The sequence below is a fragment of the Streptomyces sp. SA15 genome (assembly GCF_002291145.1).
GTDB lineage: Bacteria > Actinomycetota > Actinomycetes > Streptomycetales > Streptomycetaceae > Streptomyces.
In genome coordinates, this window is record NZ_NTGE01000142.1 from 40,165 (window position 1) to 60,464 (window position 20,300).

The 20,300-nt window shown below is 71.2% G+C and carries 22 protein-coding genes and 1 pseudogene; 10 read left to right on the forward strand and 13 right to left on the reverse strand.

Annotation, left to right across the window (positions count from 1 at the left end):
• Window positions 1-61 precede the first annotated feature (61 nt).
• The 6 genes from CLM62_RS32755 to CLM62_RS32780 all read left to right on the forward strand — a co-directional run bounded on the left by CLM62_RS32755 (window position 62) and on the right by CLM62_RS32780 (window position 6,225).
• A complete protein-coding gene (locus CLM62_RS32755; protein ID WP_095753516.1) occupies window positions 62-1,405 on the forward strand; it encodes a UDP-glucose/GDP-mannose dehydrogenase family protein in 1,344 nt (447 codons plus the stop codon).
• A 404-nt stretch (window positions 1,406-1,809) separates the two neighbouring features.
• Complete coding sequence (locus tag CLM62_RS32760; RefSeq protein ID WP_095753517.1) at window positions 1,810-2,454, forward strand: hypothetical protein; 645 nt, start codon at window positions 1,810-1,812, stop codon at window positions 2,452-2,454.
• Window positions 2,451-3,803 (forward strand): copper resistance CopC/CopD family protein, encoded by a 1,353-nt coding sequence (locus CLM62_RS32765; protein WP_095753518.1) that lies wholly within the window; start codon window positions 2,451-2,453, stop codon window positions 3,801-3,803. Before CLM62_RS32760 ends, CLM62_RS32765 begins: the two co-directional genes overlap by 4 nt.
• Before the next feature lie 26 nt (window positions 3,804-3,829).
• Window positions 3,830-4,834 (forward strand): plastocyanin/azurin family copper-binding protein, encoded by a 1,005-nt coding sequence (locus CLM62_RS32770; RefSeq protein WP_095753519.1) that lies wholly within the window; start codon window positions 3,830-3,832, stop codon window positions 4,832-4,834.
• A 120-nt stretch (window positions 4,835-4,954) separates the two neighbouring features.
• Window positions 4,955-5,455, forward strand: a complete 501-nt coding sequence (locus CLM62_RS32775) for a hypothetical protein (RefSeq protein WP_095753520.1) — start codon at window positions 4,955-4,957, stop codon at window positions 5,453-5,455.
• Window positions 5,452-6,225: a cupredoxin family copper-binding protein gene (locus CLM62_RS32780; RefSeq protein ID WP_095753521.1), complete on the forward strand. Its 774-nt coding sequence runs from the start codon at window positions 5,452-5,454 to the stop codon at window positions 6,223-6,225. Before CLM62_RS32775 ends, CLM62_RS32780 begins: the two co-directional genes overlap by 4 nt.
• A 1-nt stretch (window position 6,226) precedes the next feature.
• Here CLM62_RS32780 and CLM62_RS32785 read toward each other — a convergent pair whose 3' ends face one another.
• Window positions 6,227-6,730, reverse strand: a complete 504-nt coding sequence (locus CLM62_RS32785; RefSeq protein WP_095753522.1) for a CGNR zinc finger domain-containing protein — start codon at window positions 6,728-6,730, stop codon at window positions 6,227-6,229.
• A gap of 131 nt (window positions 6,731-6,861) precedes the next feature.
• Here CLM62_RS32785 and CLM62_RS32790 point away from each other — a divergent pair, with 131 nt between their 5' ends.
• Both CLM62_RS32790 and CLM62_RS32795 read left to right on the forward strand, forming a co-directional pair.
• Window positions 6,862-7,221, forward strand: a complete 360-nt coding sequence (locus tag CLM62_RS32790; RefSeq protein WP_095753523.1) for a VOC family protein — start codon at window positions 6,862-6,864, stop codon at window positions 7,219-7,221.
• Between the two features lie 58 nt (window positions 7,222-7,279).
• Window positions 7,280-7,672, forward strand: coding sequence for a VOC family protein (locus CLM62_RS32795; protein ID WP_095753524.1), 393 nt, complete (start codon window positions 7,280-7,282; stop codon window positions 7,670-7,672).
• A gap of 50 nt (window positions 7,673-7,722) precedes the next feature.
• On the opposite strand, the gene CLM62_RS32800 is transcribed toward CLM62_RS32795, so the two are convergent.
• From CLM62_RS32800 to CLM62_RS32825, 6 genes are all read right to left on the reverse strand, one after another.
• Entirely contained in the window at window positions 7,723-8,844 is a 1,122-nt protein-coding gene (locus CLM62_RS32800) for a dipeptidase (protein WP_095753525.1), read from the reverse strand.
• Window positions 8,845-8,967: 123 nt separating this feature from the next.
• Window positions 8,968-9,231 (reverse strand): Txe/YoeB family addiction module toxin, encoded by a 264-nt coding sequence (locus CLM62_RS32805; RefSeq protein ID WP_095753526.1) that lies wholly within the window; start codon window positions 9,229-9,231, stop codon window positions 8,968-8,970.
• Window positions 9,228-9,500, reverse strand: a complete 273-nt coding sequence (locus CLM62_RS32810) for a type II toxin-antitoxin system Phd/YefM family antitoxin (RefSeq protein WP_095753527.1) — start codon at window positions 9,498-9,500, stop codon at window positions 9,228-9,230. The genes CLM62_RS32805 and CLM62_RS32810 overlap by 4 nt, the downstream gene beginning before the upstream one ends.
• Before the next feature lie 82 nt (window positions 9,501-9,582).
• Window positions 9,583-10,761, reverse strand: a complete 1,179-nt coding sequence (locus CLM62_RS32815) for a dipeptidase (protein WP_095753528.1) — start codon at window positions 10,759-10,761, stop codon at window positions 9,583-9,585.
• Between the two features lie 5 nt (window positions 10,762-10,766).
• Complete coding sequence (gene purE, locus CLM62_RS32820) at window positions 10,767-11,291, reverse strand: 5-(carboxyamino)imidazole ribonucleotide mutase (protein ID WP_095753529.1); 525 nt, start codon at window positions 11,289-11,291, stop codon at window positions 10,767-10,769.
• Window positions 11,288-12,448, reverse strand: coding sequence for a 5-(carboxyamino)imidazole ribonucleotide synthase (locus CLM62_RS32825; protein WP_179382321.1), 1,161 nt, complete (start codon window positions 12,446-12,448; stop codon window positions 11,288-11,290). The genes purE and CLM62_RS32825 overlap by 4 nt, the downstream gene beginning before the upstream one ends.
• A gap of 153 nt (window positions 12,449-12,601) precedes the next feature.
• Between CLM62_RS32825 and CLM62_RS32830 the strand changes: the two genes are divergently transcribed.
• Entirely contained in the window at window positions 12,602-13,150 is a 549-nt protein-coding gene (locus CLM62_RS32830) for a GtrA family protein (RefSeq protein ID WP_095753531.1), read from the forward strand.
• A gap of 7 nt (window positions 13,151-13,157) precedes the next feature.
• Here CLM62_RS32830 and CLM62_RS32835 read toward each other — a convergent pair whose 3' ends face one another.
• Together CLM62_RS32835 and CLM62_RS32840 are read right to left on the reverse strand one after the other, a co-directional pair.
• Window positions 13,158-14,432 (reverse strand): ATP-binding protein, encoded by a 1,275-nt coding sequence (locus CLM62_RS32835; RefSeq protein ID WP_095753532.1) that lies wholly within the window; start codon window positions 14,430-14,432, stop codon window positions 13,158-13,160.
• 137 nt (window positions 14,433-14,569) lie between these two features.
• The gene (locus CLM62_RS32840; protein WP_095753533.1) at window positions 14,570-15,247 is read right to left on the reverse strand and encodes a response regulator transcription factor; all 678 of its coding nucleotides are present in this window, start codon (window positions 15,245-15,247) and stop codon (window positions 14,570-14,572) included.
• Between the two features lie 326 nt (window positions 15,248-15,573).
• Between CLM62_RS32840 and CLM62_RS32845 the strand changes: the two are divergent.
• A pseudogene (locus CLM62_RS32845) lies at window positions 15,574-15,926 on the forward strand (oligopeptide:H+ symporter); the annotation flags it as partial.
• 74 nt (window positions 15,927-16,000) lie between these two features.
• On the opposite strand, the gene CLM62_RS32850 reads toward CLM62_RS32845, so the two are convergent.
• From CLM62_RS32850 to CLM62_RS32865, 4 genes are all read right to left on the reverse strand, one after another.
• Window positions 16,001-17,311: a hypothetical protein gene (locus CLM62_RS32850; protein ID WP_095753534.1), complete on the reverse strand. Its 1,311-nt coding sequence runs from the start codon at window positions 17,309-17,311 to the stop codon at window positions 16,001-16,003.
• 77 nt (window positions 17,312-17,388) lie between these two features.
• Entirely contained in the window at window positions 17,389-18,471 is a 1,083-nt protein-coding gene (locus CLM62_RS32855) for a hypothetical protein (RefSeq protein ID WP_095753592.1), read from the reverse strand.
• Window positions 18,472-18,527: 56 nt separating this feature from the next.
• Entirely contained in the window at window positions 18,528-19,394 is an 867-nt protein-coding gene (locus CLM62_RS50340; protein ID WP_257004221.1) for a hypothetical protein, read from the reverse strand.
• Between the two features lie 63 nt (window positions 19,395-19,457).
• On the reverse strand, window positions 19,458-20,156 hold the full coding sequence (locus tag CLM62_RS32865; protein ID WP_095753535.1) for an LPXTG cell wall anchor domain-containing protein: 699 nt from the start codon (window positions 20,154-20,156) through the stop codon (window positions 19,458-19,460).
• Window positions 20,157-20,300: the final 144 nt, after the last annotated feature.

The following is a 20,300-nucleotide window of genomic DNA, read 5'->3' on the forward strand; positions in this document are numbered from 1 at the left end:
TGCTCTTCCCGCGCGCCCCCACGCGTACCACCCCGCACCACGCCGTCCCCTGGAGCACCCCATGAGCCTGAAGATCACCGTGATCGGTACCGGCTACCTCGGCGCCACGCACGCCGCGGCCATGGCCGAGCTCGGGTTCGAGGTGCTGGGGCTGGATGTTGTGCCCGAGAAGATCGCGAAGCTGGAGCGCGGCGAGGCTCCCATGTACGAGCCCGGCCTCGACGATCTGCTGCGCAAGCACGTCGCCGGCATCGAGGGGTCCAGCGGGCGCCTGAGGTTCACCATGGACTGGGCCGAGGTCGCCGCCTTCGGTGACATCCACTTCGTGTGCGTGACCACCCCGCAACGCCACGGCGAGTACGCCTGCGACATGTCGTACGTCGACTCCGCCCTCGCCTCTCTCGCACCGCACCTGACCGGTCCCACGCTCGTCGTGGGCAAGTCGACCGTCCCGGTGGGCTCCGCCGACCGGCTGGCCCGCTACCTCGTCGAGAACTCCCCCGCCGGCGAGGGCGCCGAGCTGGCCTGGAACCCGGAGTTCCTGCGTGAAGGCTTCGCCGTGGACGACACGCTGCATCCGGACCGGATCGTGGTGGGGGTGCGCAGTGAGCGGGCGGAGGAGCTGCTGCGGGAGGTGTACGCCACGCCGATCGCGGAGGGGTCTCCGTTCGTGGTCACCGACTTTCCGACCGCCGAGCTGGTGAAGACCTCCGCGAACTCGTTTCTCGCCACCAAGATTTCCTTCATCAACGCCATGGCGGAGATGTGTGAAGCGTCCGGTGGCGATGTCGCCAAGCTGGCCGAGGCCATCGGGTACGACGACCGGATCGGGAAGAAGTTCCTGCGGGCCGGGATCGGGTTCGGGGGTGGCTGTCTGCCCAAGGACATCCGCGCCTTCATGGCGCGCGCCGGTGAGCTGGGTGCCGACCAAGCGCTGACCTTTCTGCGCGAGATCGACTCGATCAACATGCGCCAGCGCGGGCAGATGGTGGAGCTGGCGCGGCAGGCGCTGGGCGGCGGGCCCTTCCTGGGCAAGCGGATCGCCGTGCTCGGCGCGACCTTCAAGCCGGACTCGGACGACGTCCGGGACTCGCCCGCGCTCAATGTCGCCGGGCAGATCCATCTCCAGGGCGGCCAGGTCACGGTGTACGACCCGAAGGGCATGGACAACGCCCGCCGTATCTTCCCGACGCTCGGGTACGCCGACACCGCCGTCGAGGCCGTGCGGGGCGCGGACGCCGTACTGCATCTGACGGAGTGGCGGGAGTTCCGCGAGCTGGACCCGGCGGCGCTCGGCGAGGTCGCGGCGACCCGGTTGATCCTGGACGGGCGCAACGCCCTCGACCCCGCGTTGTGGCGGAAGGCCGGATGGACGTACCGGGCGATGGGGCGGCCGACCGCCTGAGAGCGGCCAGTTCCGGGAATTCGGTCGGGTTTCCGTGAATTAACGACGGGTTCGGCATAACTCCGGGAATTCTCGCGCGGTTTGGTGAAGAAACAGGCGAGAATACGGAGATTTCCTGTACGGCTGCACGGCCACGGCCGGTCTCACCGGCTGCGTATGGGCGTGCGGCACCAGGACCAGCACGCCTACATATGCCTACCCTCCCTGAAATCATCAACACGCGTTCGAATTCAATTCGAGCGGTATGGGGAATTGACCGTTCTCACAGTCCACCCCCCTGCGAAAGAGAGGTAGGCAACGGCTGTTTAACCGACGCGTAGTCACGCGGAATCCGCCCTCCACTCCACTGGTCGTCATTCGCCACACCTTCCCATTTGGTTGACCTGACCATGCCAGGAGTGATCATGCCCTTGTTCCGTAGGGCGGAGTGGCCGCGGGACCACCGCGACGAAGTGGTGGCGGGCGCGCTCGTCGGCGCCGTGGTGATCGTGCTGGGGTACGCCTCGGGCATCGGCGCCCCCTCCCGCACCACCGAGGCCGCCGTTCCCCCGACGGCACCGCCCGCGGCCACGGCACCGGCGAGCCCGGCCGCTCCGGGAGACGCCGGTGCGCGGGATCCGGGAGCGGGGACGGGGCAATTCCCGGTGACCGGCGGGGGGTTGCCGCCGTACGGCGGTATCGGCGGGGACACCGGGTACGGCACCGGCGGCCAGGGCGGCCACACAGGCCACGGCGGCGATACCGGCCCCGGCGGCCACTCCGGCCACGAGACCCCGCCCCCCGGCGGGACCGCATCCCCGACGCCCACCCCCACCCCCACCCCTTCGCCGACCGACCCCGACACCTGCGAGGACGGCGAGGTCACCCTCGTACGGCCGCTCCTCACCGCACTCACCCAGCCCGTGTTCGGTCTCCTCAACCCGACCGGGACCGACGGCACGGATGCCACCCCGCAACCCGAACCGCAGCCCTCCCCCTGCGTGGGCCTCGCCCCCGTCGGCAGCCTCCTCGGCGGCACCGCCTCCCCGCAGCCGGAGGCGACGCCGTGACGCAGACCGTCCGCCGCACGCTCCTCCTGCTCGTCCTCACCCCGCTCCTCTACGGCCTGATCGGCGCGCCGCAGGCCGCCTCCGCCCACACCGAACTGGTCGCCTCCTCCCCCAAGGACGGCGCGGACCTCGAGCGGGCCCCCGACCACCTCACCCTCACCTTCGACGAACCCGTCGACCTCGCGGACGTCCGCGTGCTGACGGTCGCCGGCGACCGGCTCCCCGTCTCCCGCGCGCCGGGTGGCGGCGCCGACGCCGTGCGCGTCGCCCTCGCCGCCCCGGGGCACGGTGAGTTGGCCGTCGTCTGGTCGGTCGTCGACGAGGAGGACGGGCACGCCTCCTCCGGCCGGATCGCCTACACCATCGGTGAAGGGGACACGGCACCGGCCGCGGTCACCAAGAACGGCGGCGACGAGGCCGCGACCCCCGCTCCCGCACCCTCCCCCTCGGTGCGCAAGGGTCTCGTAGCCGCCCGCTGGGCCGGCTATCTCGCGCTGGCCGTGTTCGTCGGCGGGCTCGCCTTCGTCGCGCTGCTGTGGCCGCGCGGCGCGCACGAGCCGCGGGCCCGGGCGCTGCTCGCGCTCGCCTGGGTGGTCGGACTGCTGGCCACGGTCGCGAGTCTCGGCCTCCAGGGCGCGTACACCGCCCTCGGCGGCCTGCGGGACGCGCTGCGCCCGGCGACGTACGCCGACGTCCTGGCCACCGAACCCGGCGTGGTGATCGCCTCGCGCGGTCTGCTGTGGGTGCTGGCGGCCGTGGTGCTGGGCGCGCTGCTGCAGGGCGGGGAGGGCACCTCCCGCTCCCCCGGCTGGCGGGTGGGCGCGCTGGCGGTGACGTTCGGGCTGCTGCGTACGACCGGTATGACGGGCCACAACTCCGAGGGCAGCGAGCCGACTTGGGGTGCCGTCGCCGACTTCGTGCATCTCCTGGGCGTCTCGCTGTGGATCGGCGGGCTGGCCATGCTCACGATGGCCGTGCTGCCGCGCCGCCGGGCCGGGGAGCTGGCCGCGGTGGTGCAGGGCTACTCGCGGCTCGCGGCGGTGAGCGTCGCGGGCATCGTCGGCGCCGGGCTGGTGCTCGCCTGGCAGGTGGTGGGGTCGTACGACGCCCTGCTGCACACCTCGTACGGACAGCTGCTGCTGATCAAGACGGCCGTCCTCGGGGGCGTCCTGCCGGCCGCGTACGCGAGCCGCCAGTGGGTGCGCACCCGCCTCGATCTCGCCGTGCTGCTGCGCGGCGACGCCGCCACCGTGCGGCCCTTCGGTTACTCGGTCGCGGTGGAGACGGGGCTCGTCCTCGTCGTGCTCGCCGTGACGAGTCTGCTGGTCACGGCCGATCCCGGCCGTTGAACTACCCAAAGCGCAAAGGAGTCGTAGTGAAACGAAACGATGAGGCCGGTGCGACCGGTGCGACCGGGGAACGGCGGCGCAAGGCGCCCGCCGGGAACCGGGGCCTGCTGGTCGCCGGGCTCGGTGCGGCCCTGGCCGCCGTACTCAGTCTCGGGCTGCTGAGCGCGGCCTCGGGCTCCAGCCAGGTCGGCTCCTCGGAGCCGGTCGCGGGCGCGGCTCAGGCGCCCGCGGCCGCCGAGGCGCAGCCCGCGGCTGCCGCCGAGGCCGACTACCAGGTCGACATCATGGGCAACCAGTTCGGCGACGGGAAGCAGCTCGTCGTCGAGGTCGGCCAGACGGTCCAGTGGACCAACCACGACAGCGCGCCGCACACGGTGACCACCACCAAGGCCCCGGAGGACTTCGACTCCGGGACGCTGGAGCAGGGCGACTCGTGGTCGTACACCTTCACCAAGGCCGGGACGTACGAGTACTACTGCGCGGTGCACCCGGACATGGTGGCGTCGGTGAAGGTCGTCGAGGGCGACGGCGGCGGATCGACGCCCACGCCGACTCCCACTCCGACACCCACGTCCGAGCCCACGACCGGCCCCACGCCCGGTCCCACGGCGACACCGACTCCCACACCGACCCCCACGGGCGGCACCGGTGGTGGCGGCGGCTCCGGTGACGACGAGCAGTGCACCAGCGTCAAGAACGTGCTGCTGCCGATCCTCCAGCACCTCTACGTGGCGCACCTGGAGCGGTCCCCGGGCCAGCAGGTGCAGGACGCGCTCGCGCTCGACTCGTACATCAAGATGCACACGGTGTGGGTCGAGAGCATCCTCAAGCCCGCCATCGAAGGCGGCGGCACGGTGCTCGACGACACCCTCAGCGTGCTGCTGAACCACGTCAACAAGGCGCACCTGGAGGAATCGCTCGGACAGCAGGTCACCGACCTGCTCAACGTCGACAGCTACGTGAAGATGCACACCGTCTGGGCCGGGCAGATGCTCACGCCCACCACGGACTTCCTCACCGACAACTGCTGACGCGGCCCGCGCACAGAGGTGGACGCCGCTCCGGCCGGGGCTCAGCCGGCCGGAGCGGCGCCCGCTCCATTCTCCACACCATCGCCACGCTTCGGGAACCGCCCTTCCAAGGAGACCGGGATGACGACCGTCACCCTGCCCACCGTCCCGCCCCCGCCCGAGTCCCAGGACTTGCTCGGTCAACTGCTTTTGCCCGGCCGGTACTCCGTGGCCCCCGGCCGCTCCCTCGTCGAACTCACCGCCTGGTACGGCCCGTTGCCGACCCTGCGCCGCCGGGTCCGCCTCGCCGGGGCCTGGCTCACGGTGCCCGACGACGCCGAAGAGCCCTTCTTCCGCTACGAGTTCGACGGCAGGCCCCTCAAGGCCGTGCTCGGCTCCGAGCGCGTCGACATCGACGAGTCCGGCGGCCGTCTCCAGCTCACCGCCGACCTCCACCTGAACGGCACCGCCTTCCCGGCCCTGCTGCGGCTGCGCGTGGTCGACCGTGCCGACGACCGGCTGCTCGTCGTGGGGACCGCCCGGCTGCCGTACCGGCTGCTGCGCCGCGCCACCGGGTTCCGGCTGCCTTGGCGGCGTCCGGCCACCCGGCTGCGGCTGCTCGTCGCGGCGGAGTTCGCGTGAGGGCGCCACGGCGGGCGGCCCGGGGTGCCGCCGCGTCCGCCGTCCTCGCACTGCTCGCCCTGCCGCTGCTGCCGGCCGGGCAGGCGTCGGCGGCCACGTACCGGGTGGCGATGAAGGGGTACGCCTTCGCGCCCGCGTCCCTGACCGTCCCTGTCGGGTCCACGGTGACCTGGACCAACCAGGACACGGCACCGCACGACGTGAAGACCACGTCCGGCCCGGTCTCGATCCACTCGCCCATGCTCGACAAGGGGCAGAGCTGGAGCTTCACGTTCACCGCGGCGGGATCGTACGGCTACTACTGCACCGTCCACCCGGACATGACAGCCGGGATCACGGTCCGCGCTGCGGCACCGGCGACCACGCCGGCCGCGCCTGAGACCCACGAGCACGGCAGCGGCTCTTCATCGGGACACCACGCGACCGTGCCGAGCACGAACCGCACCACAGCGAGCAGCAGGCGACCGGCGACGCGTGTGCCGTCCTCGTCGCCGTCCGCGACCTCTTCCGCGGCGGCCGTACCGCAGGCGCCGCAGGCATCCCAAGCACCTCAGGCATCACAGATGCCCCAGACGCAGACCACCGCCTCCACGGCCCGTCCGCTCGATCCGCTTCTCGTCCTGGCCGGTATCGTCGCCGGTGTCGCGGTGCTGTGCCTGCTGCTGGTCGGCTCCCGGGCGGCGGCGCCGTATGGGAACGCGCCGGGGAACGCGCCGGGGACTGCGCCTGGGACTGCGCAGGGGAATGCCCGCGGGAAGGAGGAGGCGTAGGTCAGTCCTTCGCCCGGTAGCGGCGCATCTTCGCGCGGGCGCCGCAGACCTGCATCGAGCACCAGCGGCCGCGGCCGGCCGGGCTGCGGTCGTAGTACGCCCAGTAGCAGTCGGCGGCCTCGCAGGCCTTCAGGCGTGACCAGGTCCCCGCGACCAGTGCCTCGGCGACGGCGGCGGCGACGCGGGAGAGCAGAGGGCCCTCGTCGGCGGGGGTGAGGGAGGCCGAGCCGTCGCCCGCGTCGACCCTCACCAGCAGCGGAGCCGCCGCCAGCAGCTCCCCCAGCGGGGTCACCGCCCGGTGCGGCGGGTGGCCCGCGTGCGCGAGCAGGGTCGCGCGCAGCGACTCGCGCAGCTCACGGGCGGCCGGGACCTCGTCCTGAGCCAGCCCGAAGGGCGCCCGGCCGTCAGCCGTGTCGAGCGCGTCGGCGCCCGACTCGATGTCCAGCGTGTTCACCAGGGACTCGACCAGGGCGAGGCCTCCCGGGGCGGGCGATCTCTCGCTCATGTCTGTGCGCCACCTCTCGAATTACCTTGCGACGTTACCGCCAATGCGGGAGCATGCAGTAACGGTTACCGGTTACCCGTCTTTATGGGTAACCCCGAAGGCAGGTAACTTTCGACTTCGAGGAGGAAGTCATGGCTCTCGCCAAGCTGGGTGTCGTCGTCCTGGACTGTCCCGACCCTCACGCCCTTGCCGGCTTCTACGCCGAGGTGCTGGGCGGCACCGTCGAGGACCAGGGAGAGTGGGTGGACCTGAAGCTGCCCGACGGCCAGGCGTTGGCCTTCCAGGCCGCCCCCGGTTTCGTACCGCCGAAGTGGCCCGCGCCCGACCACTCGCAGCAGTTCCATCTGGACCTGGACGTGGAGGACCTGGACGCGGCGGAGAAGGGGGTGCTCGCGCTGGGCGCGAAGCCGCTGGAGACGGAGGACCGCTCGCGGACCTTCCGGGTTTACGCGGACCCGGCGGGGCACCCGTTCTGCCTGTGTGCCTGCTGACCGTCCGCTGATCGCCCGCTGACCGTCCGCTGACCGTCCGCTGACCCGGGAGGATCCCATGGCACCCGTCGCACGTTTCCGTTCCGTCGTCGTCGACTGTCCCGACCCGCACGCACTCGCCGCCTTCTACGCGCAGGTCGGCGGCGGCACGCCCGAGGCCGAGGACGACGACTGGGTCGTCCTGCGGATTCCGGGCGGGCCCCGGCTCGCCTTCCAGCGGGCGCCGGGCTTCACCCCGCCTCAGTGGCCGCGCGCCGACCGGAACTCGCAGCAGTTCCACATCGACTTCGACGCCGGAACCACGTGGGAGGAGATCGACGCGGCCCACGAGAAGGTCCTGGCGCTGGGCGCGCGCCCGCTGGACCTGGAGGACCGGGAGAAGAAGGACTTCCAGGTGTACGCCGATCCGGCCGGCCATCCGTTCTGCCTCTGCCGGATCGATCCGATTTAGACCCTTATCGACCCGATCTAAACCCTTCGGGCTAGACCCTTCGGGACTGCCTACCCGTCGAGGTCCGCGATCTTCGCCGTGGACGGCTCCCGGCGCTGCTGGGCCGCGCGGGCGGTGAAGTCGGCCTCGCGCAGGACGCGCTGGACGTTGACCCAGGTCAGCTGGGCGACGTCGATGTCGGTCCAGCCGCGGTGCAGCAGCTCGGCGACCAGGTTCGGGTAGCAGGAGGCGTCGCCGAGCTCCTGGGGGTGCGCGGTGCCGGCGTCGTAGGTGCCGGACAGGCCCACGCTCTCCGGGCCCGCGACCGCGCGTACGTGGTCGAGGTGGTCGGCGACGTCCCGGACGGTCGCGCCGGTCTGCTCGGCGGTCAGCGGCACCATGCACAGACCCTTGGCGGCGCCCAGTTCGGCGAGCAGGTCGTCGGGGAGGTTGGCCGGGTGGGGGCGCAGGGCGCGGGCGGCTGAGCGGGTGCACAGCACGGGCGCCTTGGAGACCGCGAGCGTCCGGCGGATCGTCTCCTCGGAGGTCCCGGAGAGGTCGGCGAGGACGCCGAGCCGGTTCATCTCCCTGAGGACCTCCTCGCCGAAGCGGGTCAGTCCTGCCTCGCTCGCCCAGGACACGCCCGACAGCGTGAGGACGCGCAGACCGAGGGCGTGCAGGGAGCGCAGGATGCCGAGGGAGTCGCCGACGGCGGCGGCTCCGGCGGGGCCGAGCAGGACGGCGACGCGGCCGCAGTTGCGTGCGTCGATGGTCTGGCCGGCGGAGTAGGCGAGGCGCAGTCCCTCCGGGTGGGTGCGCACCACCGTCTTCACCAGGTCCAGCTGCTCGAGGGTGGCGCCGACAGCCTGGTCGCCGGCGAGCCCCTCGGGCAGGTGCAGCGACGACAGCAGCGCACCGACGTGGCCCTCGCGCAGCCGCGGTACGTCCGTGTCGACGGCGCTCTCACCGAGCTCCAGGTCGAACCAGCGCAGGTGTCGCAGAGCCCAGGGCAGTCCGCTGTAGCCGTCGGCGACGGGGTAGGCGGCCAGGATGGCGCGGGCCCGTTCCAGTGGGGAGGCGTCCGGGTCGCCGACCGGCGCTGTGGGGAAGAGGTCGGCGGGCAGGGGCTCCGGCAGGTCGTCGAGCTCGTCGGCCTCGGCGGTGGTGTGCAGGTCGTCCTGGAGATCTGCCATGACGGGGCTCCGTACGTCGTGATCCGAAGTACGGTCACCGTCGCACGGGGCCGGGAGGGCTTGCCTGGTGGGCGGGGCGTTCGGGGGTCGGCCGGTTCAGTGACCCCGGCGACTGTCCTGCTCTCAGTCGTGGTAGTGGTAACGGGCCTTGAGGATCTTCACTTCCTTGTCGTCCGCCCGGTAAACCAGTCGGTGCTCGTCATCGATCCGGCGGGACCAGTAGCCGGACAGGTCGCCCTTGAGAGGTTCGGGCTTCCCGATGCCGACGAAAGGGTCCCGCTGGATCTCACCGATCAGACGGGTGATCCGGCGGGCCATTTTGCGGTCCGCGCCGAGCCAGAACAGGAAGTCCTCCCAGCCGTCCGGATCGAAGTGGACGCTTCTCACTCGTCCCCTGCCAGGTCCTGCAGCTCTTCCACGGTCTTGGTGACGGTGGCCGCACTTGCCTTGTCACGTGCGACGGCTTCCATCAGACGCCGGGCATTCGCGGGCGAGCGAAGGAGGTAGATGGTCTCCTGCCAGGCCTCGTAGTCGTCCGCGGACATGAGGACGGCGTCGCCGCCCTTGGAGCTGATGCGGACCGGGGTGTGGTCGTCGTTGACACGCTTGATGAGGGGGAACAAGTCCCGTCGTGCTTCGCTGGCGCTTATGGTCATGCGCGGCCACCCCTTCCTGCGACCCCGAAATGGTACCGGAACATTGTACCACCCTGGTACCAGATTCCGGTACCGCTACGGCTCAGCCGTCAAGTGACTCGATCGTCGCGTTGGACGGCCCCCGCCGCGCCTGAAGATCACGTGCCACATCCTCCGCCGCGCCCAGGACCCGTACCGCGTTCTGCCAGGTCAGCTTGGCCAGGTCTGGCTTGGACCAGCCGCGGTCGAGGAGTTCCGCGATCAGGTTCGGGTAGCCGGAGACGTCGTTCAGGCCGTCCGGGGTGAAGGCGGTGCCGTCGTAGTCGCCGCCGATGCCGAGGTGGTCGATGCCGGCCACCTCGCGCATGTGGTCCAGGTGGTCGGCCACCGTCGAGACCGTCGCGACCGGACGCGGGTGCCGTTCCTCGAAGGCGCGGTGCACCTTCATCGCCTCGGGGGTGGTGGCGAGGTGGTGGAAGCCGTGCGCGCGCATGTTGTCGTCCGCCGCGGCCGTCCAGTCGACCGCCGCCTGGAGCACGAACTTCGGGACGAAGGTGACCATCGCCACGCCGCCGTTCGCGGGGAGGCGTTCCAGGACGTCGTCCGGGACGTTGCGCGGGTGGTCGCAGACGGCCCGCGAGGAGGAGTGGGAGAAGATCACCGGGGCGAAGGTGGCGTCCAGCGCGTCCCGCATCGTCGTCGCCGCCACGTGCGAGAGATCGACCAGCATGCCCTCCCGGTTCATCTCCCGCACGACCTCACGGCCGAAGGCCGACAGGCCGCCGACACACGGCTTGTCGGTCGCGGAGTCGGCCCAGGCCACGTTGTCGTTGTGGGTGAGGGTCATGTAGCGGACGCCGAGGGCGTACAGCGCCCGTAGTGTGGCGAGGGAGTTGGCGATGGAGTGGCCGCCCTCCGCGCCCATCAAGGAGGCGATACGGCCCTCCGCGCGCGCCGCCTCCATGTCGGCCGCCGTCAGCGCGGGGCGCAGGTCCCGCGGGTGGCGTGCCAGCAACTGCCGTACGCAGTCGATCTGTTCCAGCGTGGCCGGCACCGCGTCCGGCAGATCCGCGCGCACGTACACCGACCAGTACTGCGCGCCGACGCCGCCCGCGCGCAACCTCCTCAGGTCGGTGTGCAGATGGGCGCTCTGATCGGTGGCGATGTCCCGGGCGTCGAGGTCGTAGCGGACCTGTTCGCGCAGCGCCCAGGGGAGGTCGTTGTGGCCGTCGACGACCGGGAACTCGGCGAGGAGTTCCCGGGCCGCCTCCACGGAGGTCATGGCCGTCACTTCCCGAAGCCGAAGCCGTTGCCCGACCCCTCGGCCTTGGCGCGCAGGCGCTTGCCCTTCTCGGTGGCCTGGTCGTTCAGCTCCTGCTGGAACTCCCGCATCCGGGCGAGGAGTTCGTCGTCGCCCGCCGCCAGGATCCGGGCCGCGAGCAGGCCCGCGTTGCGCGCGCCGGCGACGGAGACGGTGGCCACGGGGACGCCGGCCGGCATCTGCACGATGGACAGCAGCGAGTCCATGCCGTCGAGGTGCTTCAGCGGCACGGGCACGCCGATCACCGGCAGCGGGGTCACGGACGCGAGCATGCCGGGCAGGTGGGCGGCGCCGCCCGCACCCGCGATGATCACCCTCAGGCCGCGCTCGTCGGCCTGCTCGCCGTACGTGATCATCTCGCGCGGCATGCGGTGCGCGGAGACGACGTCGACCTCGTAGTCGATGTCGAACTCGTCGAGGGCCTTGGCGGCGGCCTCCATGACGGGCCAGTCGGAGTCCGAACCCATGACGATGCCAACAACAGGGCTCATTCGGTGATCGTGCCTCTCAGGTAGCCGGCTGCGTGACGGGCGCGCTCCAGCACGTCGTCCAGGTCGTCGCCGTAGGTGTTGACGTGACCCACCTTGCGGCCGGGCTTCACGTCCTTGCCGTACATGTGGATCTTCAGCTGGGGGTCGCGGGCCATGCAATGCAGGTACGCCGAGTACATGTCCGGGAAGTCGCCGCCGAGGACGTTGACCATGACCGTCCACTTCGCGCGCGGGCGCGGGTCGCCGAGCGGGAGGTCGAGGACGGCCCGGACGTGGTTGGCGAACTGGGACGTGATCGCGCCGTCCTGGGTCCAGTGGCCGGAGTTGTGCGGGCGCATCGCGAGCTCGTTGACGAGGATGCGGCCGTCGCGGGTCTGGAACAGCTCCACGGCGAGGTGGCCGACGACGTCCAGCTCCTTGGCGATGGTCAGGGCCATCTGCTCGGCCCTGAGCGCCAGGCCCTGGTCGAGGTCCGGGGCGGGCGCGATGACCGTGTCGCAGACGCCGCCCACCTGCTGGGACTCGACGACCGGGTAGGCGACGGCCTGGCCGTGCGGGGAGCGTACGACGTTGGCGGCCAGCTCCCGGGCGAAGTCGACCTTCTCCTCGGCGAGCACGGGCACGCCGGCGCGGAAGGGGTCCTCGGCTTCCGTCACGTTGCCGACGACCCACACGCCCTTGCCGTCGTAGCCGCCGCGGACGGTCTTCAGGACGACGGGGAAGCCGTCGCCCTCGGCGCCTTCGGGAAGGCCTTCCGCCGCGAAGGCGGCCACGTCGGCCGGGTCACTCACGATCCGGTGCCGCGGGCACGGCACCCCGATCGCGTCCAGCTTCGCGCGCATCACGCCCTTGTCCTGGGCGTGCACCAGCGCGTCCGGGCCGGGGCGGACGGGTATGCCCTCCGCCTCCAGCGCCCGAAGGTGCTCGGTGGGTACGTGTTCGTGATCGAAGGTGATCACGTCACAGCCCCGCGCGAACTCGCGCAGCGTGCCGAGATCGCGATAGTCGCCGATGACGACATCGCTCACCACCTGCGCCGCGGAATCCTGAGGGGTGTCACTGAGGAGCTTGAACCTGATGCCGAGCGGGATGCCCGCCTCGTGTGTCATACGAGCGAGCTGCCCCCCGCCGACCATGCCGACTACCGGGAACGTCACGCTCCTAGGGTATCGGCCGCGCCACGGTGGCCGATTTCCCCTGCTGCGGGCCCGTCTTTCCGGACCTTTGAGCCCGCCCACAGGCGATCACGGAAAGGGGGTGGTTAGCATGGCTGGGTTGACGAAACCGACCGGACGGGGGCCTGGACAGGCATGGAACATGGTTCCAAAGGGCTCCGTACGGGGCCCAGAGCACCCCGCAGCGCGGCGCGGCAGCGACTCGACCGGCTGGCGCGCGAGGTCGCCAAGTTCGGGGCGGTGGGCGGAGCGGGTGTCCTGGTCAATCTCCTCGTGTTCAACCTGGTACGGCATGTGACCGACCTCCAGGTGGTGCGGGCGAGTGTCATAGCCACGATCGTCGCGATCGTCTTCAACTACCTCGGCTTCCGCTACTTCACCTACCGTGACCGCGATAAGAGCGGCCGCACCAAGGAACTCACGCTGTTCCTGCTGTTCAGCGCGGTCGGCCTGGTGATCGAGAACGGCGTGCTCTACACGGCGACGTACAGCTTCGGCTGGGACAGCCCGCTGCAGAGCAACATCTTCAAGTTCGTCGGCATCGGCGTCGCGACGCTGTTCCGCTTCTGGTCCTACCGCACGTGGGTGTTCCGCGCGCTGCCGGCCAAGGAGGCGGTGGCGAGCGCGGAGTCGATCCTGGAGGCGCAGGCGAAGAAGCCGCGCCCGAAGCAGCGCGTGCCGTAGCGATCGGTCAGCGAACCGTCGGCTCCGAGCTGTCCACCGACGACTTCTTCACCGGCGTGCGCGACAGGAACAGTCCGAATACCGGCGGCTGGGCCTGGAGCATCTCCAGCCGTCCCCCGTCGGCCTCCGCGAGGTCACGGGCCACCGCCAGGCCGATGCCCGTGGAATTGCGGCCGCTGATCGCGCGCTCGAAGATCCGTGCCCCGAGGTCGGCGGGGACGCCGGGCCCCTCGTCCGTGACCTCGATGACGGCCTGGTTGCCGGTGACGCGGGTGCGCAGCGCGACCGTGCCGCCGCCGTGCATGAGGGAGTTCTCGATCAGCGCGGCCAGCACCTGCGCGACCGCCCCCGGCGTGCCGACCGCCTGGAGGTGCCGTTTGCCGGAGCTCACGATGGCCCGGCCCACGTTGCGGTAGGCGGGGCGCCACTCGGCGAGCTGCTGCTGGATGACCTCGTCGAGGTCGAAGGTGACGGCGGAGCCGGTGCGGGGGTCGCGGGAGTTCGTCAGCAGCCGCTCGACCACGTCCGTGAGGCGCTCCACCTGTGTGAGCGCGACGTTCGCCTCCTCCTTCACCGTGTCCGGGTCGTCGGTGAGGGTGATCTCCTCCAGGCGCATGGACAAGGCGGTCAGCGGCGTACGCAGCTGGTGGGAGGCGTCGGCGGCGAGCCGGCGTTCCGCGGTGAGCATGCGGGCGATGCGCTCGGCGGAGGAGTCGAGGACGTCGGCGACCCGGTCCAGCTCGGGGACGCCGTAGCGCTTGTGCCGGGGGCGCGGGTCGCCCGAGCCGAGGCGCTCGGCGGTCTCCGCGAGGTCGGTGAGCGGGGAGGCGAGCCGGTTGGCCTGGCGGATCGCGAGCAGCACCGCGGCGATCACCGCGAGCAGCGCCACCAGCCCGATGATCAGCAGCGTACGGCCGACCTCGCGGGTCACCGAGGAGCGCGGCTCCTCGATGACGACCGTCTCGCCCTCCTCGCCCTCGGCCTCGCCGCGAATGACGTCACCACTGGGTCTGGAGCCGACCTCGATGGCCGGCTCCCCCGGAATCCGGATCACGGCGAACCGCTCGTCCGTGACCTGCTCCTGGAGGACCTCCGCGTTGACGGTCCCCGCCCCCAGAAGCCGGCTGTCCACGATGCTGGCCAGCCGCGCGGCCTCCAGGTCCACGCGTTCCTGGGCGCTGTTGCTGATGGTGCGGGTCTCGACGATGACGAGGGAGACACCGAAGACAGCGATGACCACGAGCACGACAGCGAGGGTGGACTGGATGAGACGGCGACGCACGGTGCCCTCCGGGCGGTGACTTTATGGCGGTGCTGAGGGCCAACGCCCTTCAGGGGCGCGGGGCCGTATCGATGTGCGGCTCCGCCGCGTGGGCGCGACCAGCACCCACGGCCCGTACCCGCAAACGCGACCCCCGCCTAGCTCTTCTCGAAGCGGAACCCCACCCCACGCACAGTGGCGATATACCTGGGATTAGCCGCATCGTCCCCCAGCTTCTTCCGCAGCCAGGAGATGTGCATGTCCAGCGTCTTGGTGGACGACCACCACGTCGTGTCCCAAACCTCCCGCATCAGCTGGTCCCGCGTCACCACCCGCCCGGCATCCCGCACGAGAACGCGCAGCAGATCGAACTCCTTGGCGGTGAGCTGAAGCTCCTCGTCGCCCATCCACGCCCGATGCGACTCGACGTCGATCCGCACGCCGTGCGTGGCCGGCGGCTGCGCCGGCTCCGCGGCGCCGCGCCGCAGCAGGGCCCGGACGCGGGCGAGCAGTTCGGCGAGCCGGAAGGGCTTGGTGACGTAGTCGTCGGCGCCCGCGTCCAGGCCGACGACGGTGTCCACCTCGTCGGCGCGCGCGGTCAGGATGAGGATCGGGATGGTGTGGCCTTCGGCGCGCAGCCGACGGGCCACCTCCAGGCCGTCCATGTCGGGCAGACCCAGGTCGAGCACGACCAGGTCGACGCCGCCCTGCATTCCGGCGTCGAGCGCGGTGGGTCCGTCCTCACGCACCTCGACCTCGTAGCCTTCCCGGCGCAGGGCGCGGGCCAGCGGCTCCGAGATGGACGCATCGTCCTCGGCGAGCAGTACACGGGTCATGAGGTGATGGTAGTCCGCCTATGACAAGAGCTGGAGTGTGATCCGGAAGCATGATTCTTACCTTTGGACATGCCGGACCGAGCGGGCTTTCTTACTCGGGCGTGAACCTATGTCTATGCGATGGAATCCCAAGAAGGACCTTTGAAAGCAGGGCGCGGTTCCTTCTCCACCTGCGATTCAGGCCCCAAGTACTTTCATTTCCGGTATTACTCTGCCGTATGGTGAAAGAACGCCTGTAACACCACAGGGACCTTTGATGGCGATCCGCCACTGAAGGTCTCTTTTGCGTGCGGGCCGGCCCCCCACCCGACCAGCAAGGATCGACCATGGCGTCCAGCCTGACGAAGGACTCGGTCACCCCGGACACCCCCGGTTCCGAGACCTCCTTCTTCGGCCACCCCCGCGGACTGGCCACTCTCTTCATGACCGAGATGTGGGAGCGCTTCTCCTACTACGCATGAGGGCTCTCCTCCCGCTGTATCTGGTCGCTCCGGGCGGCCTGCACCTGAGCGTGGGCACGGCGACCGCGATCTACTCGGTGTACGTGTCGCTGGTGTACCTGCTCGCCATGCCGGGCGGCTGGTTCGGCGACCGGGTCTTGGGGCCGCGCAAGACCGTCGCCGTGGCCGGTGCGGTGATCATGCTGGGCCATCTCACGCTGGCCCTGGGCCGACGGGGCCGCTGCAATCCACGTGGATTCCAGCGGCCTCTCTGTGGTTTTGGTGCGACGTGTTTTTGGTGCGACTCGGGGGGCTAGCGCATCCTCCGTCCCGGCATGAACGCGAACACCGCCCCGCCCAGCAGGACCGCCGTCCCGGCCACCAGGCCCAGGGCCTTCAGGGTGCCGTCGTCCTCGGCGCCGGTCGCCGCCAGGCCGCCGGACGTCGATGAGCCTCCCGATCCGCCCGATGTGCCCGAGCCGCCCGAGCCGCCCGAGCCGCCGGACGCTCCGCCCGCCTGTTCCGTCGTATCCAGGGTGAGGGACGCCTCCGACTTGGTCGGAGTGCAGGTCGTGGTCGTGCCGAGGGCCTTGACCGTCAGGACGCCCGGCGACAACGTCGACTTGCCGCTCGCGCCCGGCTTGTACGTACCCGTCAGGTCCGGGATCTCGATCGGTTGCCCGGACTTGATGTCCTCGTCGTTCACCGGGCCCTCCACATGCACCGTGCCCTTGTCGGCGCCGCCCAGGACGACCTCCATCGACGGCTTCACCGAGCCCTTGGGAATGTCGGCCGGGCTGTCCATCACCGACGCCCCGAACCGCACCGTGAGATCGAAACTCCCGCCGTTCTTCTTGGCGTCGATCTGCACCGGCGAGGTGGCGCTCTTGTCCCCGATGGGCGTCTTGCAGGCGTACGGCACCTGGACCTCCTTGCCGGTGAAGTCGGTCTGCCCACCCCCGCCTCCGGTACCGCCCGTGTCCGAGCCTCCGCTGCCCCCGCTTCCCCCGCTCTCACTCGCCGACGCGCTTGGCGTGCCGGGCGTACCCGTCGGATCAGGGGACTCGCTCGGCGAGGACGTGGACGTGGGTGTGGGTGTCGGTGTCGGTGTGGCCGTCCCGTCCCCCGCCGTCACGGTGATAGTCGCCCCTGGCTGCACGGCCCCCGTGGGCGCACACTTCGTGTCCGTCGACATGACGTTGATGTCGTACGCGTCCGGCGTCAGCGTCACCTGCCCCGGTGCCGTCAGCTTCAGCTCGCCCTTCATGTCGGACAGCACCATGTCGCCGCCCTTGGGGATCGCGGGGTTCTCCCGCGGCCCCTGCATCGCGACGGCCGCGGTCTGCGCACCGGCCGCCTTCAACGTGCCGGACGGCTGGACCGAGTTCGCCGGCAGGTCGATCAGGTCGGGGTTCTTCGATGCGGCTCGGAGGAACTTCCAGACCACCTCCACCTCCTCGCCCACCTTCGCCGTGGCCGGTGCGGTGATCTCCACCTTGGTCGTGCCGTCGACGGGGCCGAGACCGGACGCCGGGGGCGGGACGCACCGGGTGGCGTACGACACCTCGGCTGCCTGGGCGGGCCCCGCGGCCACGCCGAGCAGGATGCCCGTCCCGCCGAGCATCAGGGCGACGCCGGCCGCGCCCGTTCTTCTCCCTGTGCCGATCCCTGTGCCGACCGGTATGACTCTCCTTCGCTTGCTCACGTGGGACCCTTCCTGGTGGGAGTCGTAGGACTCGTCGGGCTGTCGTCGTGCGGTGCGGAGAGTCGACCGGCCGTGCCCGGATCGGCGTCCGGGGTGAACCACGGCAGGGTCGAAGCAGAGGGGGTCTCCGGCTCAGCGGCTACGCCGGGCGTCTGCAACCCCGTCAGGCGCAGGGCGAGTTCGGGCAGCCGCAGCCCGCGATGCCGGATCCCGCCGGCGCGCCGCGGCCGTACCCGGTCCACCACCGCCATCCCGGCGCGGAACACCGCGGCAGGCACGACCAGGCAGACCAGGACCCAGAACAGGGTCACGCCCCAGGGCCGCCCCACGCCCCAGGGCTGCTCGGCGAGGACCTTCCCGCCGTACTTCAGCGAGACGGTGTAGTCGCCGTGCGCTCCGGCCGCCAGCTCGACCGGCAGTTCGATCTGGGCCTTGCGGCCCGGCTGGATCGTGCCGCGCCACTGCTGTTCCTGCCACTCCGGCGCGAACACCCCGTGGGAGGTGCCGACCTGGAACACCGGGCTCTTGACGGCGGAGCTGCCGACGTTGCCGACGGTGAAGACAAGGGTGCGCGCGGGCGGCGCCCCGAACCAGGTCAGCAGCCCACTCGACCCGTCGAGCCGGGTGTCGGTGAGCACCGACAGACGTCCGCCGGCCGGCTCCGCGGGCAGCGGTTCGACGGCGTGCCCGGCGACCTGGAAGATCGCGTCCGCCTCGGCCTTCGCCCCGGTCACCGTCGCCACGTGCACCACGCAGGGACACGGCACCGGCGGCTCGGCGACCGGCAGCTTCCGGCTGAAACGGCCCTCGGCGTCGGTGGTGACGGCCCGACCGTCCGCGTTGGCACAGGAGTTGGTGCCGCCGACCACACCCCGTGACGGCGCGGACTGCCCGCAGATCAGGATCATCAGCAACGCCCGCGCCCGCCAGCCGTCACCGGTGACGGTGATCGAGCCCCCGGTCCCCGCCTGCGACTTGGACAGCTTCACACTCGGCCCGTCCGCCGCCACGGCAGTGCCGCCCAGGGGCACCAGGGGCACCAGGGGCACCAGGGGCACCAGAAACAGCGCGAGCACCATCGCCAGCGTTGCCGGAATCCGCATCCGTATCCGTATCCGCGTCCGCACCTTGCCGCTCACGTCGTCGCTCCCGTCAGCTCGTCTTCCACACGCGGGGATTCGGGCGCGGCGCCGTCGTCCCTACGGCGCCTTCGTCGTCGTACGGCGATGAAGGAACCGCCCGCCGCCACCGCTCCCCCGGCCCCCGCCACCGCGCCCCAGGGGGCGAACCGCACCGAGGTCTCCGCCGTGTCGCCGGCCCCGCCCGCCGCCGTCACCGTCAGCCGCACGTCGACCGCGTCGAGAGCGGGCCGGTCGGGCCACGGTTCGGTGAGGTGGACGCGGCGGCCCGGGGGCAGTTCGAGGGGCAGGGTGCGCGGGGCGCGGTCGAGGACCGGGCCGAGCAGGCCGTCCGCGCCCACCGCGAGCCGCGGCACGAGGGCCGTCGTACCGCGATTGACCAGGTCGTACGCGATGTGGTCGCCGCGGACGGCGACGTGCTCCACGGTCAGCGCGGACAGTTCGGGGACGGTGACGCGGAGTCGGAGACCGACGCGCTGGTCGCCGCCGTCCGGGCCGCGCGCGACGATCTCGGCACCGCGGTCACCGGCCGGGACGGTCACCGTGAAGGGGACGTCGGCGCGGGTGCGGGCGGGGATCCGTACCGTGCGGTCCGCGAAGACGATCGGCGCGCCGGTGCCCCGCAGCCGTACGGTGATCGGCCCGGCGCCCCGGTTCGTCACGGACACCGCGTCCTGCAGCACGCTCCCCGGGGCGCCCTCGGCGTAGAAGGACGGCCGGCCGCCGCCGGAGGGCGAGGCGGACCACCCGTCGGCGGCGGCCGCCGTCGTGGCGGAACCCAGCAGGACCAGCAGGGCCAGCAGGGCCAGCAGGCTCAGCGGGGCCAGGAGTGACGGACACAGGACACGGGCGTCGGACGACATCGGCGGCATCTTCGGCATCGGCGGATCCAGAGGTCGTGCGGTCGCGCGTCGTGCGAAAACGGGTCAGTGGCGCACCCGCGCCGCCGCCTGGTTCCGCCGCGTCAGCCACAGCGCCCCCGCCGCGCCCGCGAGCAGCACCGTTCCGCCGAGCGTGCCGAGGGCGATGGCGGAGTCCTCGGGGCCGGTCTGCGGGAGTTCGGCGCCGGAGCCGCTGCCCGATTCGGAGCCGCTCTGGGGCGCCCCGCCGCCGCTCGCCGCCGTCACGTCCAGGGTCAGCGAGGGCTCCGGGTCGTTCGTCGGCGTGCACGTCGTCGTCGTACCGAGCGCCTTGATGGTGAGCACGCCCGCCGTGAAGGTGACCTCGCCGGTCTTCTTCGGGGTGTACGTGCCCGACAGGTCGCTGATCTTGATGGGGGTGTTGGCGGGAATAGCCTCCTGGTTGGCGGGGCCGGTCACCGTCATGGTGCCGCTGTCGGCGCCGCCCAGCTTGATGGTGGCGCTCGGGTTCATCGAGCCCTTGCCGAGTTCGACCGGGCTGGAGGAGACGCCCTTCTGCCACGACATGGTGACCTTGTAGCCGCCGCCGCTCTTGACGCCCTTGATGTCGATGGGTGAGACGGCGCTCTTGTCGCCGATCGGGGTCTTGCACTGGTAGTTGACGTCGACGACCTCGGCGTGGGCTGCGGGGGCGGCCATCAGCACCGCCGAGCCGGCCAGGGCCGCGGCGGAGGCGAGCACGGCGGTTCGTTTCGGGTACGACACGGCACGGTCCCCTCATTCCTGATTTCCTGACGGCACATCAGATCGGCCGTCAAGGTACGCCCGGGGCCTTGTGGAGGGAAGACAAAGTGCGCGCCGGATGTGTGGTGATCCGGCGCGCACTCGGTGACGTGGGGAGAAAAACGC

What these genes read in the sequence shown, in the direction of transcription:
- CLM62_RS32755 (WP_095753516.1), top strand. Translation starts at nt 62, where the DNA reads ATGAGCCTGAAGATCACCGTGATCGGTACCGGCTACCTCGGCGCCACG.
- CLM62_RS32760 (WP_095753517.1), top strand. Translation starts at nt 1,810, where the DNA reads ATGCCCTTGTTCCGTAGGGCGGAGTGGCCGCGGGACCACCGCGACGAA.
- CLM62_RS32775 (WP_095753520.1), top strand. Translation starts at nt 4,955, where the DNA reads ATGACGACCGTCACCCTGCCCACCGTCCCGCCCCCGCCCGAGTCCCAG.
- CLM62_RS32785 (WP_095753522.1), bottom strand. Translation starts at nt 6,730, where the DNA reads ATGAGCGAGAGATCGCCCGCCCCGGGAGGCCTCGCCCTGGTCGAGTCC.
- CLM62_RS32790 (WP_095753523.1), top strand. Translation starts at nt 6,862, where the DNA reads ATGGCTCTCGCCAAGCTGGGTGTCGTCGTCCTGGACTGTCCCGACCCT.
- CLM62_RS32795 (WP_095753524.1), top strand. Translation starts at nt 7,280, where the DNA reads ATGGCACCCGTCGCACGTTTCCGTTCCGTCGTCGTCGACTGTCCCGAC.
- CLM62_RS32800 (WP_095753525.1), bottom strand. Translation starts at nt 8,844, where the DNA reads ATGGCAGATCTCCAGGACGACCTGCACACCACCGCCGAGGCCGACGAG.
- CLM62_RS32810 (WP_095753527.1), bottom strand. Translation starts at nt 9,500, where the DNA reads ATGACCATAAGCGCCAGCGAAGCACGACGGGACTTGTTCCCCCTCATC.
- CLM62_RS32815 (WP_095753528.1), bottom strand. Translation starts at nt 10,761, where the DNA reads ATGACCTCCGTGGAGGCGGCCCGGGAACTCCTCGCCGAGTTCCCGGTC.
- purE (WP_095753529.1), bottom strand. Translation starts at nt 11,291, where the DNA reads ATGAGCCCTGTTGTTGGCATCGTCATGGGTTCGGACTCCGACTGGCCC.
- CLM62_RS32830 (WP_095753531.1), top strand. Translation starts at nt 12,602, where the DNA reads ATGGAACATGGTTCCAAAGGGCTCCGTACGGGGCCCAGAGCACCCCGC.
- CLM62_RS32840 (WP_095753533.1), bottom strand. Translation starts at nt 15,247, where the DNA reads ATGACCCGTGTACTGCTCGCCGAGGACGATGCGTCCATCTCGGAGCCG.
- CLM62_RS32850 (WP_095753534.1), bottom strand. Translation starts at nt 17,311, where the DNA reads ATGCTCGGCGGGACGGGCATCCTGCTCGGCGTGGCCGCGGGGCCCGCC.
- CLM62_RS32855 (WP_095753592.1), bottom strand. Translation starts at nt 18,471, where the DNA reads ATGGTGCTCGCGCTGTTTCTGGTGCCCCTGGTGCCCCTGGTGCCCCTG.
- CLM62_RS50340 (WP_257004221.1), bottom strand. Translation starts at nt 19,394, where the DNA reads ATGTCGTCCGACGCCCGTGTCCTGTGTCCGTCACTCCTGGCCCCGCTG.